Below are 13,468 nucleotides of genomic sequence, written 5' to 3'. Positions count from 1 at the left end.
ACCTAGATTGGTGGGGTTCCATGAACAAGTTCTACACTGATGAAAAAAATGCCCTAATCATTGTTTCGCTATTAAAGGCGAACGGGATTAGGAAGTTGATTGCCTCGCCGGGTACAACAAATATGGCCTTGGTGTGTAGTATGCAGAACGATCCGTATTTTCAGGTTTATTCATCGGTAGACGAACGCTCGGCCGCATACATGGCTTGCGGCTTGGCGCATGAGTCACGCGAGCCAGTTGTCATAAGCTGCACCGGTGCTACCGCTTCGCGCAACTACATGCCCGGCTTGACGGAGGCATATTACCGAAAGCTTCCAATTCTGGCGATCACATCAACTCAGATAATTGGGAAAGTTGGGCATCATGTTCCGCAAGTCATCGATAGGAGTGTTAAACCCAATGATACTCAACGAATCAGTGTTGAGCTGCCCGTCATAAAAGACGATGACGACTGGTGGGAATGCGAGGTCAAAGTCAATCAGGCCATTTTGGAGTTAAAACGGGGCGGCGGAGGCCCTGTTCATATCAACCTGCCTACTCGCTACAGCCGCTCGTACAACACCAAGGCTTTGCCAGCCTGCCGGGTGATGAATAGATTCACCACAGCTGACCAGCTGCCGGAGCTCAAAGGCAGGGTTGCAGTCTTTATTGGCGCCCACAAACCGTTCAGCTGCGAAGAAACGCAAGCCATTGACCGCTTCTGCAGCAGCAACGACGCCGTCGTATTCTGCGACCATACCAGCTCCTACAGAGGGAAATACCGCCTTTTGTATTCACTTGCAGCCAGTCAGGACCTGATGGATCTTGCTTCCGATAAACCCGATACCACCATCCACATTGGTGAAGTTACCGGCGACTACGCGAGTATGGGCATGGTCGGTAAAGAAGTGTGGCGTGTAAGTGAAGACGGCGAGATTCGTGACACTTTCCGAAAACTACGTTATGTGTTTGAAATGGGTGAAAAGATCTTCTTCGAACGCTACACGGACGCATCCAAAGATCCCTCTGATCAGTACTTGAGACACTGTCAGGCCCGTTTGAAGGAAGTGCAGCAAGAAATCCCTGGGCTTCCGTTCTCCAACATTTGGGTAGCACAGAAAATGGCAAACATGATTCCGGACGGCTCCGTAATACACTTCGGAATTTTGAATAGCTTACGTTCTTGGAACTTCTTTGAATTGCCACATTCGGTAGATTCAACCTCTAACGTAGGTGGATTTGGTATCGATGGTGGACTTTCAAGTTTAATCGGCGCTTCACTTGCCAACCCGGATAGGCTCTACTTCGGCGTCATTGGCGACCTTGCATTTTTCTACGATATGAACTCGCTCGGGAACCGTCATTTAGGCCATAATCTGCGCATTATGGTTGTCAATAACGGAAAAGGGACCGAGTTCCGGCAGTACAACCACGTCGCAGCTGATTTCGGTGAGCTGGCCGATGAATTTATTTCTGCTCAAGGCCATTACGGAAACAAGTCCCCAACATTATTAAAGCACTATGCACAAGATCTAGGGTTAAAGTACATAAGCGCCTCGTCCAAGGCAGAATTCGACGGAGTGTATGGAGAATTTCTAGCAAATTGCACTGAAATGCAGTCTGTTCTTTTTGAAGTTTTCACGGATAGCGAAGAGGAGAGCCATGCACTTGAAATTCTCAGGAATATCAAGAAAGATTTTAAAAAACGAGCGAAACTTAAGGCTGCTCGCTTAATCGGGGACCGATCGGTAAACGCAATAAAGGGTTACTTAAAGAGTTGATGATGTGAAAGCATCTTTCAACTCCTCCTGCACTTAGCCTTTGCGAGCCAGCGAACTTTTAAGTGTTTTCATTGGTCAAGCTCTCTAGGTAAGCTAATCATCCCCATTAATTCAGACTGGCTTTTCCCTTAATTTCAATATTTTTCAGCTTGGGAGCCGCAATGACCGAACCCAAAATAGCAATACTCACCCAACCACTTGGTCATAATTATGGTGGGCTACTTCAAGCCTATGCCCTACAAACTTATTTGAAAAAAATAGGTGCGCGAGTCGAAACACTCGATAGACGACAGAAAAAAACTAAGTTGCAAAAAGGTAAAAAACTTATAACGGAATTAGTTAAGTTTGCGACAGGGCAGATCAAATCTCTGCCTACGAAAAAAAGGCAAGAGTGGGTGTTTAGTGAGTTAATTGAATTCCGTGATCGAAAGATAGAAATGTCTCCAAAAATGGAAGATGAACGAGAACTCAGGGCGTATTATCGCGAAAGAGATTTTGATATTTTTCTTGTTGGGAGTGATCAAGTTTGGCGTCCTTGCTATTCCCCCAGCATCCTCAATTATTATTTGGATTTTCTTGATGACATCAAGAGCCCCGCAAGACGTATAGCTTACGGGGTGTCATTTGGCGTAGATGAGTGGGAATACTCCGATCATCTTACTGGAAAATGCAGAACTTTAGCGCAAAAATTCAATGCGGTTTCGGTGAGAGAGCTGTCCGGAGTTGACCTGTGTAAAAATAAGCTGAATGTCTCAGCCAAATGTGTTGTGGACCCAACGCTATTGCTGGAGGTTGAGGACTACGAATCGTTGATTGAGCAGTGCGTAGGCGAAAAGCACGTTGGCGGTTTGCTATTATACATTCTCGATCCTGAGCCGAGGAGTCGCGCCATAGCAGATATCGTTAGCGTATCACGTGGAATTGATATTTTTTCCATAAAGCCTCATCGTCAGATTGAGAAAGTACCAGTGAGAGATAGAGCCAAATTCCAACTTCCCAGTGTTGAATATTGGCTAAAAGCTTTTAATGATGCAAGCTTCATTGTTACGGACTCGTTTCACGGCACCGTATTCTCTATTCTTTTTAATAAGCCTTTCATTGTTGTGGGAAATAAGGTTAGAGGAATGGCGCGTTTTCAATCGTTCCTCTCGCAGATGGGATTGACCGAAAGACTAGTTGAATCTCCAACAGAGGTATCTTCAAAGCTTATAAATAGCGAAATTGATTGGGATGCCGTAAACAGAAAGAAGACCGTTTTGGCCGAGGCTGGTCGCAACTTCCTCGATACATACATTTTAAACCACTGACGAGATGACTTTTCGCCTAAGATTTCAGCGATTGGATTAGTATTAATCGTCATTTGGACCATGCAGAGACTCCAATGTACACATGCAACTAAGTACGGCTAGATCATGAAGATAAAAAAGAACCAACTCTCCCACTGGCTGTTACTTATCTTTCTGGGCCTTCTATCGTTTATATGTTTGCTATTCCGTTTGCTGAAAAAAAAGAATTTTCCCTTAATCATACTATACGGACATCAGCTCAACGGGAATTTATTCGCAATATATAAAAGCTGCCCCAATGCCATTTTTCTCACCATGGATTGGACTTATTATAGAAAACTAAGGGCCCAAGGAGTCAGATGTCAGTGGCTATGCTCCTTTGGAGCGGCCAAGCTGGTCGCCCTTGCCAGCGCCTTAATCAGTGATCACGGACTCCATAGTTTGGAATGGTTTGTTCCGATGTTTCGAAAAACCGGGCTAAAGTTCTTCGATGTCTGGCACGGTATTCCTTTTAAAGGTTTCGACTCGAAAGACTTTAAACTACAACATCAGTACGATGAAATCTGGGTGGCATCGCCACTTCACAAGGAGCTCTACACGAAAAGGTTCGGGTTTTCAGACAAGCAAGTGGCCGTAACCGGCTACCCGAGAACCGATGATTTGGTCTCTTTTAACGCTGATAAAACAAAGATCCGAAAGCGGCTCGGTCTTCCGCTGACGGGAACATTGATTCTATTTGCTCCGACCTGGGCACAAGACTCGAAAGGTCGAAATGTATTTCCTTTTGGGCAGACTAAGCGCGAATTCTTGGGAGCGCTTTCTGCCATTTCAAAACAGCACAATGCGACAATACTCGTACGTACCCACCTCAACACCGAAACCGAAGCCGATTCCCCACAGCCTGGAATTATTAGCTTACCGGGAAGCCAATGGCCGGACACGGAAAGTATACTGCAAGTCAGCGATATACTGATATGCGACTGGTCCTCCATCGCATTCGACTTTCTTTTGCTGGACCGCCCAACTTTCTTTCTGGACGTCACACCTCCCTTCAAGAAAGGTTTTTCCCTGGGCCCAGAATACAGATTTGGTTCCGTAATCAATACCTTACCCGATCTTTTAAATCAGCTGGATCAGACGCTGGCATCTCCGGATACGTATTGGAGGCGCTACTCCGAGCAACATGCCTCTGTTAAACATTCTGTTTACGGTGAATGGGCAGATGGGAAAGCCACTGCCCGATGCCTGGATCGTATTGCACGTCATACCGGTATCAGAGCCGAATCTTCTCAATGAGAGCGGTTGTTGACACGGCCGGCGTCCGCTGGAAATAGACAACTTTGCAGATATCGCCAAACTCATCAAAGCGACCTCGCCAGTCATCCCCCATGACCAACACGTCAGCCCGATATTCGACAAGATAATCACGCTTCTGCTCTAAGGATTCCTCAATGAACACCTGGTCAACACAGCGCAGGGCGCCAACCAGTTGAAGACGTTCGTCCTGAGAAAAAATCGGGAAGCGGCCTTTCTTACTGCGATTAAGCTCATCCGATGATACGCCGACAACCAAATAATCCCCCAGGGCTGCTGCTCTCTCTAAGATTCGTAGATGGCCGAGGTGGAACACATCGAATGTCCCGAACGTAAGGACACGCGTTAAAGCTTGATTCTCCACCTAGACTTCCCCCGAGTTGCGGCTAGCACCGCCATGAAGCAAGCGGTGTAATTGGTAGGAAAGATGTTTTAATGCCCGGTGCGGTATGGTAGCAAGTACGCCAGGATCAGCAACGATTTGCTTGAAAGCCCCCAACAACCGCCCACTCCGGAGGTGCCATGCGATCTGATACAAGCTCTCATTGTGACGTAGAGCTTTTATCTTCTGTTGAAACGCCAACTGGGTCTTGGCTGACCACCCACCCCATTCCGAACACGATTGAATACATTCACGCATACTTCGCAAGCCCGCATGCGCGGTCGCTGACCCGGGTTGTACGCGATAAAGATACAGAGGCTCAGGTAGATAGCGAAAACTAATTCCCGACCAGGCAAGCCGCAGAAAAAACTCAGCATCCTCTGCAAAGAAGCGGTCCGAGTGTTGAACCCCAACCTCACTAATCGTCGTCCTACGTATTAAGGGCTTTATCAATAAACGGGGAGAAACAATGTAGTTCTCCAGCGGTACATCGTAGCCCGTGGCACCTGCGACACCTCCGAAGGCACGTCTGCCGTGTAATCGACGCCAAGGAACCAACCTGCCAGCAGTAGAATGGCATATGAGGATGTCATCAAATATCAGTTGGTGGTTGTCCTCGTTTACTGAGGCAAGCATACGCTTGAGGCGTTCTGGCGCCCAAGCATCATCTGCATCTATCAAACCTATCCAAACACCAGATGCCAAGCCGATTGCTTTATCCCGGCTATGCCCGGGTCCCATATTTTTTGTGTTTTTTATCAGCTTTATTCGAGGATCTTTAAACTTCTCTAGCACTCGGATTGAAGAGTCAGTGGAAGCGTCATCACAAACGATTAGCTCAAGGTCTGCCATCTCTTGCAACAGGACGGATTCAACCGCCTGGGCCACGGTGGCTTCAGCGTTATAAACAGGCATTACAACAGAGACAATGGGCGCGCGATTCATCGGATTAGACCCTATTTATGCCCACACGATTCAGAACCGACCTCATTGGATGATAGGCACAACGAAGAGGAATTAGCATAGCCTCCAGCGCTAAAGGAGAAACCCTCTGGAATACTGACGTCCGATGAATTCTCGAAGGCGGGCGCCTGCCAGGAGACAACTCCTCGGCAATAGCCGCAATTCTCCTCCAGTATGAGTAATCGTACCTTAGTCCTTTCTGAAGCAACGACCATAGACCATCTACTACAGCAATGCGACGTTCTGGTAGAAGGCGATCTCTCTCGTCCAGGAAGCGACAGGCTTGGAGCAAAATTTCAGCCATGTAAACCAGGGTCTCTCGCCCGGGGTCATGCCCTCTAGAGAGCCGAGAGCCAAAATGTTGAACCCAAGCGGCAACGGGCTCTGTTACTCGTAACCAGCTCGCCTCCCTTTTAATTGCTACATTGACGAACCAATCGACATCTTCTGCCACCGAGCGTTCATGGTCCCAGCAAACCGACTGTGCAAGCTCTCTTTTAAAAAGGCTCTCTTCCATTTCGTGTGGAATCGGTCGCCAGCTAACGCCTTTTTGAGCCATACTCCCTGATATCTTCTGACCTCCAGCGAACATCTCTATGAATCCGGAACTCTTGTTCACACAAGCCTTGGGTCTGACGTCACCATGGGCTGTCGATGACATCGATTTTGACCCAAAGGCCCAGCGTATCGATTTCCGGGTCTCCTGTGAGGCGAAGCAATTACCGTGTCCTGGTTGTGGGCGAGCTGATCAGCCTATTCACGACCGGAAACCGCGAACTTGGCGGCATTTGGACTTCTTCCAGTTTGCCGCCTATGTCCATGCCGAGGTGCCCCGGGTGCGCTGCGGCGGCTGCAAGAAGACCACTCAGGTGGAAGTACCCTGGGCTCGCCCGGGCAGCCGTTTCACCCTGCTATTCGAAGCCTTTGCGCTCACGTTGGCCAAGGCCATGCCGGTATCGACCACGGCAAGGCAGCTGAGGACTGATGACAGGGCCCTTTGGCGGGTACTGGACCACCATGTCACCCAGGCACAAGCTCGTGAAGACTACAGCACCGTGACCACCATCGGGGTCGATGAGACCGCCTGTCGGCGTGGCCATCACTACATCACGCTGGTGCATGACCTGGCCGAGCGCCGACTCATCTTTGCAACGCCCGGTCGTGACGCCCAGACTCTGAAAGGATTCTCTGAGGATCTTGCAAGCCATCAGGGCAAGGCTGATCAGATCCGGCACGCCAGCATCGATATGTCTAAAGCCTACATCAGCGGCCTGGGGCAGCACCTGCCCAACGCCGAAATCACCTTTGACCGGTTCCATATCATTCAGCTGGCAAATCAGGCTGTGGATGCCGTGCGCAAGTCTGAAGTACGCCACGACGCCCGCCTGAAGCGAACCAAATGGGCCTGGCTCACGGACATGGCCCGCTGGAGCAAAAAGCAGGATGAGGCCGTCTACGACCTGACCCGCTCCAACCTGAAGACCGCTCGTGCCTGGCGCATCAAAGAGGCCTTGCGTGACATCTTCCAGGCCAAGCCTGGTCGTGAACAAGCGGAAGGGTTACTGAAGCGATGGCACTCCTGGGCCAGACGCTGTCGGTTGGAACCGATGAAACAACTAGCTGCCACCCTCAAGCGACACTGGGCCGGAGTCCTACAGGGCTTTGAAAGCGGCTTGAGCAATGGTTATGTCGAAGCCATGAACAGCCTGATCCAGGCGGCCAAGGCCCGTGCGCGCGGCTACGGCACGGCGAGCCACTTCATTGCCATCTGCTTTCTGATTGCCGGCAAGCTCAAGCATCTGCCAGCAAACCCGTTCCAGACGCCATTACAGAGAATGGTTGCAAGCTAATGTTCCACACAAAACGGAAGAGACCCTTTAAAAAGATGTGCACCCACTTGGACCAGCCGTTGAGGACCGAGCGCAGCAACGCATAGATCATCGGTTGTAGGCTGAGCTTTCAAGCTCAAACATTTTCCAGTCATACCTACTACCTGTATTGCACCGGAGCAAAGATCTGCATCAGCTTTCACTGCCAGCTTTAGTTGGTGCCGGCATGCCTCCGGAAAAAGGTAGTCGTCATCATCTAAAAACCGAACGTAATACCCGCTCGCAGTTTCCAACCCGTAATTTCGTGCGGAGCTAACATTCGCAACTGCCTGTGGGCGCCATTTGAGCCGCGGGTCGTGGGCGTATTTCTCTGCGACACGTTTCCAGGCGCTGTCGACCCCATTCGGGACAACAATTACCTCAACGCTTCCATCGGGCCCTGCCAAAAGCGCGCTCTCCAATGACCGCTCCAAAAACTCCGAGCGTGCATGCGTGGGAATTACCACGGAAAGAAGGGGCATTCCTTCAAGACCTCTCAGGCTTGGGCGCGAAAGATGAGACACCTCTGACGTACTCGAATCAACCGTCATCTTTGTACATCAACGCAGTGATCTGTTCAGAAATCAGCCCCATCAGGAAAACCATTACACTGCCGGTGTAAAGCAGGGCACTCATATTTGTAAAGCGACCAATTGAAATGTAAGTGTAGCCGTACCAAATAGTGGCCAATGTAAAAAGTAATGCCGCAACGGGCGCAAACAACTTAAGCGGCGAATACAGCGTCCCAATCTTGAAAATTATCAACAAAAAGCGCAAGCCGTCTTTTACTAGCCGAATATGGCTGTGACCGACACGTTGTGCAGCATGAATTGGTTCGTATGCTACAGAATAGCCAGCACGAAAGAACGCCATGGTAATCGTGGTTGGATAGGAAAACCCGTTAGGCAAAAGGTAGAGGAATTGCCGGAATTTTCTTGCGCGTACTGCACGGAAACCCGAAGTCAAGTCCTCAACCTTGTGACCGGTCATGTAGGTTGCCAAGCCGTTATAAAAACCATTGGCGAGCCCTCGTCCGACACTCGCCTGCGAACCAGCTTGGCGAGCCCCCACGACCATGTCGTGACCTTCCTTCAACCGATCGAGCAAACGGGAGATATCAGATGGATCATGTTGCCCATCTGCATCCATGAATACAATCACATCCCCCTCAGCTTCTTGGGCGCCAGCTTTTATCGCAGCGCCATTGCCCTTACTGTAGGGTTGACTGATCACTCTGGCGCCAGCAGTCTGCGCAACCTCAGAAGTGCTATCGCTCGAAGCGTCGTTAACTACCAAAATCTCAGCATCAGGATATAATTCTCGGATACCAGAAATTACGCCGCCAATTGCAGCCATTTCATTTTTTGCCGGCAGAACAACACTAATACTGGTCATCACTATTCTCTGTTCTTGTAGCGTGTGCTTTCTTTTTTTCAATTGTCACTTTCAGCTCTTCTACCCAATTCATATAGCCTGCATCAACTAGCTCACCCAAAATGCGATCTACCGCCGGGTCTCCCAACTGAGCACGCTCTACGAAACGGGCGAACAACGGCAAAGCCTTTTGCTTATCTTCAGCATTCTTGAATGTGAAAACTGCCATGCGCAGGTACTCAGTATCCTTGAGTACCATTTTGTTGGTGAGGACTTCGATCGCATCAATCACGCGATGTGCGTTTACGTCAAAGCCTCTGTCTACATTATTCATTAACGTCCAAACAACAAATTTGTTTTGCCAGCTTTTTGGTGCCTCATCCAACACTTCAAGAAAACGCTGCCAATCGGCACTCGTTACCGTGCCCAACAGAGATTTGTAAATGACAAGGTTAGAAGCCAAAGCCGGCGCTTTAACCTTTTCCAGACCAGCCTCATTTACCTTTATAGCTTTTTCTAAATGTTCATCTTCTCTCGTATCCGAGTAGCGGTCAAAATGAGCTCCTCCAAGCTGAGTCCAAGCTCTTGTTGAGTAAGGCAGCAAATCGACCATTTTCTCTCCATGGCGCACTGGATCACCCCACGTATAAGCGTGCGAAACCGTAGCAGCGCTAAGAACTAAAACTATCGTGCAAAAACAACCAGCTAACGCCGGTGTGCGGGCCATCCAACGCTGCCCTATCAAGACGCACAAATCACCTATCGCCAGTACTGCACCAATCAGAGGAAAATGATTGCGATGCTCAAAGACCAACTCCAATGGAATGACATTGCTGGTAATGAAATGCCCTGAAAAGAACAAAAGCACTCCAAAAGAGAACAGCGGCCTGCGAGAACGCCAAATCCACGCCCAAGTCAGTAGCGCCGCAATCAGTAAGATGGAAGGTAGAGTAGTCCAGGGACTCCACAAACTTCGTGAAACCGGCAACTGATCATATATAAAAGTCATATTGTCCGGCCAAGGAAATACTATCTGCCCTATATACATGACCAATACACGAGCCTGAGTCATCAAACGCTCCAGCGTTGAGAAGTCCCGCCCCCAATAGGACTCCCAACTCCAGTAATGTGGCACGATATAAAACAAATAGCCCAAAATACATAGAACCGTTAAGAGGAGATAGCTTTGCTTCAGCCCCCTTTCAATATCAGGCTGCACCGCCCTAAAACGGAGTACTGTGAGCTCAAGCATCAGGACATAAGCATAAAATAAAGGTGCGTCCTCCTTGCAAGCGAACGCAAGTACCCAAAACACTAATACCAAAATGCCCTGAACGCGGCCACGCCCAACACCACGAATCTGAGCCTGTCGCATACCGAGGTACGCCCACAGTGCGAGAACCAAAAACATTGTCGCCATGGTTTGCATGCGCTGAACCACATACATAACAGACGAGACCTGCAAAGGGTGAACTGCCCAGGCCAGCGCCAAAATCAGAGCGCCCCACATTGCCTTCTCTGGAGCACAGTCTGCAAGTAACAACAAACGCCGAAAAAAGAAAGCGAGAAAGACGGTGGTTAGCAGGTGAATAATGAGGTTGGTGGTTTTGAAAGAAGTGGCATCCATGCTGCCAGCGCGCCAATAGTCGAGAGCAAAGCTCAACATAGGCAGTGGGCGGGCACCATTGCCATCATGAAAGCTGAATGCAGCATTTATTATTGAATCTGAGCTCAATTCCTCCAGATATAGGACCCGATTATCCAGAATATTAAATCCGTCATCGAGAACAAAGCCGCCGCTTAAGGCCGGGAAAAATATTAGAAAAACGAAGAAGGTAATACAAAAACACAGAAAAACGAATTGCGCCAATAATCTATTCATTTAAAGCCCACCCAGAATTTGGCGCACAGGAAATCCAGTCTCACTTGCCCAAAAAAACAAAAAGCGCCATTCGACGCTTTTTGTTTGGTTTAGAAGTTATTGCCTAGCTTTATTCCACAAGTTCACACGCGCCAGTGCCCGCATCACAAACAGTATCTTGCTTAATTGCTGTGTTGCCCTGCTCTTTAGCAGTAAAAGTCAGTGGATTACCGGAATTGTAATCGCTGATACTCATCGATATGTTTGTTGACGAATCGCAAGCACTTGGCTCAAATGCGGTCGGCGTCCGGTTGTCCGCTGCGTCTGAAACCGCTGCGCTCATGTATGCTTTCGCTTCAGCCAGGCAGGAACCATTAGCAGAACGCTGAGTGTAGTCACGGTACTGCGGCAGAGCGATCGCAGCGAGAATACCGATAATCGCAATAACGATCATCAATTCGATAAGGGTGAAACCCTTTTGAGCGTTAGTAGCCTGAATCTTTTTCATTTTTCGACCTCTGTGATTGTCGGTGATCAACTCGATATGGCCCTGGTCTCATGCTGCTGCATCCGATGACCGCGTTGTCGAGCCTACTTCGTGAAAAGCACACCCCATGCCAACTTCCAAGAGAAATAATTTTTGGGAGAAAAAGATTTTGCTATCAACAAGATAGTGACGCATCAGCCTCATTCCTCCGAAAACTCGACGCCAACAACGACTGCCTTTGGGCGTCTATGAGTGACAATATTTGTCACCCATGTTCGCCTTCTGAATTCTGGGTATTGGGGAACCGGGCAAGTTAAAGTGGAACAAGGGCGCTTTCCAAACCGGGGCCATGCATCTAAACTCACTTCAATTGACAAAACTGCGGTTTCAATTACTTAGACTGTGGTCCTCACTTAATTTATGTCTGGCAACAGAAGCACTCTTATTTATGTCTAGCGATAGAAGCAATGTCACTCTTACCGGCCTGGCAAGGCGCTTCGTGGACGACGGGCTCCTTGACGAAGCTACCGCCAAAGATGCTTTTCTGCAGGCTTCACAAAACAGAATCCCGCTGATCACCTACCTTACGCAGAACAGCTTGGCGGATAGTTCGAAGCTTGCCTTTTCAGCAGCGATGGAGTTCGGTGTTTCAGTTCTGGATCTGGGGGCATTCGCTCCGGAGATGATGCCGGAGAAGGCAGTCGATGAGAAACTGATCCGCAAACATAATGCCCTCCCTCTCTACAAACGAGGCAACCGTCTGTTCATTGCGGTATCGGACCCCACTAACCTTCAGGCGCTTGATGAGATCAAATTCAACACAGGGCTGAGCACCGATGCAGTTCTGGTGGATGACGCCAAACTACGGGAAGCGATCGACAAATACCTTGAATCGCAAGACACCACCATGGGCGACCTTGAGGACGCCGACCTGGCAGATGTCGAAACGGAAGGTGGGGATGGTAGCGACGATACAGACGACACTTCGGTTGCCACAACTGAGGTGGACGATGCACCGATTGTTAAATATGTAAATAAGATGCTGCTGGATGCCATTCGCGGCGGTGCCTCCGACATTCATTTCGAGCCTTATGAGAAAACCTACCGTGTTCGTTACCGAACAGACGGCATTCTGAAAGAGGTTTCCCGGCCGTCCATAAAACTCGCGCCCAAGATCTCTGCCCGCGTAAAAATCATGGCACAGCTGGATATATCCGAGCGCCGAGTACCGCAGGATGGCCGAATCAAGATGAAGCTATCCAAAACCAAGGCCATCGATTTCCGGGTGAATACCCTGCCCACGCTGTGGGGTGAAAAAATTGTATTGCGGATTCTCGACCCGAGTCAGGCAAAAATGGGCATTGATGTCTTGGGTTACGAAGAAGATCAGAAAGAACTTTATCTGGACGCACTCAAACAGCCCCAAGGCATGATTCTGGTGACGGGGCCGACTGGCTCGGGTAAGACCGTTTCCCTGTATACCGGCCTGAACATTCTGAATACGCCGGGTATCAACATTTCCACGGCAGAGGACCCTGCCGAAATAAACCTCGAAGGCATAAACCAGGTCAACGTAAACTCCAAGGTAGGGCTTGGGTTCGCAGAGGCCCTGAGAGCATTCCTGCGTCAGGACCCGGACGTCATCATGGTGGGTGAGATCCGGGATCTTGAAACCGCGAACATTGCTATAAAGGCAGCACAAACCGGTCACCTGGTACTATCTACATTGCACACCAACAGCGCAGCGGAAACGCTCACACGGATGATGAACATGGGGGTGCCGGCGTTCAACATTGCCACCTCTGTGAGCCTGATTATTGCCCAGCGGTTGGGACGACGGCTCTGTAGCAGCTGTAAGCAGCCTGCAAACATCCCAAAAGATGTCCTTTTGAAGGAAGGGTTCACACAGGAACAAATTGATACAGGCTTTACGTTGTACCGCCCCAAGGGCTGTGATAAATGCACTGTAGGATATAAAGGCCGCGTCGGTATTTATGAGGTGGTCAAGATTACCGACGAGCTCGCGAACATGATTATGGAAGAGGCAAGCTCCATTAAAATTGGGAAACAGGCTCAAGCAGAAGGCTTCCGTACTTTGCGACAATCTGCTCTTCGCAAAGTGATTGAAGGTGTAACCAGCCTCGAGGAAGCCAACCGCGTGACGAAGGATTAA

At 49.3% G+C, this 13,468-nt stretch carries 9 protein-coding genes and 1 pseudogene; 5 read left to right on the top strand and 5 right to left on the bottom strand.

Translation table 11 applies throughout. The annotated features are described in order from the left end of the window. The first annotated feature begins 20 nt into the window (after positions 1-20). The 3 genes from ABNF92_RS17190 to ABNF92_RS17180 all read left to right on the top strand — a co-directional run bounded on the left by ABNF92_RS17190 (position 21) and on the right by ABNF92_RS17180 (position 4,342). Positions 21-1,760, top strand: a complete 1,740-nt coding sequence (locus tag ABNF92_RS17190) for a thiamine pyrophosphate-binding protein (RefSeq protein ID WP_349342824.1) — start codon at positions 21-23, stop codon at positions 1,758-1,760. Positions 1,761-1,921: 161 nt separating this feature from the next. Beyond that, entirely contained in the window at positions 1,922-3,067 is a 1,146-nt protein-coding gene (locus tag ABNF92_RS17185) for a polysaccharide pyruvyl transferase family protein (RefSeq protein WP_349342823.1), read from the top strand. A gap of 105 nt (positions 3,068-3,172) precedes the next feature. Continuing rightward, on the top strand, positions 3,173-4,342 hold the full coding sequence (locus ABNF92_RS17180; protein ID WP_349342822.1) for a CDP-glycerol glycerophosphotransferase family protein: 1,170 nt from the start codon (positions 3,173-3,175) through the stop codon (positions 4,340-4,342). Here ABNF92_RS17180 and ABNF92_RS17175 read toward each other — a convergent pair. Both ABNF92_RS17175 and ABNF92_RS17170 read right to left on the bottom strand, forming a co-directional pair. Further along, entirely contained in the window at positions 4,320-4,724 is a 405-nt protein-coding gene (locus ABNF92_RS17175) for an adenylyltransferase/cytidyltransferase family protein (protein ID WP_349342821.1), read from the bottom strand. The two genes, ABNF92_RS17180 and ABNF92_RS17175, sit on opposite strands and share 23 nt — an antisense overlap. After that, a complete protein-coding gene (locus ABNF92_RS17170) occupies positions 4,725-5,687 on the bottom strand; it encodes a glycosyltransferase family 2 protein (RefSeq protein WP_349342820.1) in 963 nt (320 codons plus the stop codon). It lies immediately after the preceding gene. Positions 5,688-6,301: 614 nt separating this feature from the next. Between ABNF92_RS17170 and ABNF92_RS17165 the strand changes: the two genes are divergently transcribed. Next, the gene (locus ABNF92_RS17165; RefSeq protein WP_349342348.1) at positions 6,302-7,555 is read left to right on the top strand and encodes an ISL3 family transposase; all 1,254 of its coding nucleotides are present in this window, start codon (positions 6,302-6,304) and stop codon (positions 7,553-7,555) included. Between the two features lie 558 nt (positions 7,556-8,113). Here the strand turns inward: ABNF92_RS17165 and ABNF92_RS17160 are convergent. The 3 genes and pseudogenes from ABNF92_RS17160 to ABNF92_RS17150 form a co-directional block, all read right to left on the bottom strand. Further along, entirely contained in the window at positions 8,114-8,968 is an 855-nt protein-coding gene (locus tag ABNF92_RS17160; RefSeq protein ID WP_349342819.1) for a glycosyltransferase family 2 protein, read from the bottom strand. Then, on the bottom strand, positions 8,955-10,829 hold the full coding sequence (locus ABNF92_RS17155; RefSeq protein ID WP_349342818.1) for a hypothetical protein: 1,875 nt from the start codon (positions 10,827-10,829) through the stop codon (positions 8,955-8,957). Before ABNF92_RS17155 ends, ABNF92_RS17160 begins: the two co-directional genes overlap by 14 nt. Before the next feature lie 358 nt (positions 10,830-11,187). Beyond that, positions 11,188-11,316: pseudogene (locus ABNF92_RS17150) on the bottom strand (prepilin-type N-terminal cleavage/methylation domain-containing protein); the annotation flags it as partial. A 427-nt stretch (positions 11,317-11,743) separates the two neighbouring features. Here ABNF92_RS17150 and pilB point away from each other — a divergent pair. Continuing rightward, positions 11,744-13,468 carry a type IV-A pilus assembly ATPase PilB gene (gene pilB, locus ABNF92_RS17145; RefSeq protein WP_349344110.1) on the top strand — a complete coding sequence of 575 codons (1,725 nt, stop codon included), beginning with the start codon at positions 11,744-11,746 and terminating at the stop codon, positions 13,466-13,468.

Source organism: Marinobacter sp. MMG032 (assembly GCF_040112695.1).
Lineage (GTDB): Bacteria > Pseudomonadota > Gammaproteobacteria > Pseudomonadales > Oleiphilaceae > Marinobacter > Marinobacter salsuginis.
Note: the sequence above shows the minus strand (reverse complement) of the source record. Positions and strands in the feature narration are given on the sequence as shown.

Coding starts and splice junctions, on each gene's coding strand:
- ABNF92_RS17165 (WP_349342348.1), top strand. CDS start 6,302: ATGAATCCGGAACTCTTGTTCACACAAGCCTTGGGTCTGACGTCACCA.
- ABNF92_RS17190 (WP_349342824.1), top strand. CDS start 21: ATGAACAAGTTCTACACTGATGAAAAAAATGCCCTAATCATTGTTTCG.
- ABNF92_RS17160 (WP_349342819.1), bottom strand. CDS start 8,968: ATGACCAGTATTAGTGTTGTTCTGCCGGCAAAAAATGAAATGGCTGCA.
- ABNF92_RS17180 (WP_349342822.1), top strand. CDS start 3,173: ATGAAGATAAAAAAGAACCAACTCTCCCACTGGCTGTTACTTATCTTT.
- pilB (WP_349344110.1), top strand. CDS start 11,744: ATGTCTAGCGATAGAAGCAATGTCACTCTTACCGGCCTGGCAAGGCGC.
- ABNF92_RS17185 (WP_349342823.1), top strand. CDS start 1,922: ATGACCGAACCCAAAATAGCAATACTCACCCAACCACTTGGTCATAAT.
- ABNF92_RS17155 (WP_349342818.1), bottom strand. CDS start 10,829: ATGAATAGATTATTGGCGCAATTCGTTTTTCTGTGTTTTTGTATTACC.
- ABNF92_RS17170 (WP_349342820.1), bottom strand. CDS start 5,687: ATGAATCGCGCGCCCATTGTCTCTGTTGTAATGCCTGTTTATAACGCT.